Here is a 566-nt window from a genome sequence, read left to right as displayed (position 1 = left end):
TTGAATTCAACGATTATGTGAACTCAAATTTACCCTGCATGATCGCCCAGTGACCAGGGAATGAGCAGAAGAATGAGTAATCACCGCCAGCCGTCATTTTTTCCGTGCTGAATGTAATGCTGGTGCTTTCACCGCCACCAACGACTTTCGTGTGAGCGTAAACGCGCTCGTCGTCTGGCTTCACGTAACTGTTATCTGCGCCAGCAGACATGCCGTCAGTGCCTACCGCTTGGATGTTGGCTGTATCTGCGATGACAACGTTGTGACCCATAGATTGCGCTGGCATTTTACCGGTGTGGTTGAGCGTTAGCGTGACTTCTTCACAAGTTGCTGGAACACTCAATGTTTTGGTCGAAAACTGCATCATATCGTTAGCATCAATAGAAACCTCACACTCGGCACTGGCTTGTGCGCCGAAGCTCAATCCTGCCAGTGCCAAGGTTGCTGCTAATATACGTAAAGACATATAACACTCTCCATTTTGTTGTTTTGGGCTGACTTGGACTTTTTTGTCCAATAGTTCTCATTATCAGCCAGTTTTGACCCGAAAAACGTGCTTCAATCGG

At 47.3% G+C, this 566-nt stretch carries 1 protein-coding gene; it reads right to left on the bottom strand.

All coding sequences use genetic code 11. The features are described 5' to 3' along the window. Nucleotides 1-13: 13 nt before the first annotated feature. Nucleotides 14-466 (bottom strand): azurin, encoded by a 453-nt coding sequence (gene azu / locus R7O13_RS29435; protein ID WP_318305536.1) that lies wholly within the window; start codon nt 464-466, stop codon nt 14-16. Nucleotides 467-566 lie beyond the last annotated feature (100 nt).

Source organism: Vibrio sp. Y176 (genome assembly GCF_033438945.1).
This window is presented reverse-complemented; position numbering and strand designations above follow the sequence as displayed.

Excerpts from the sequence above, each read along its gene's own strand:
- azu (WP_318305536.1), bottom strand. The coding sequence starts at position 466 with ATGTCTTTACGTATATTAGCAGCAACCTTGGCACTGGCAGGATTGAGC.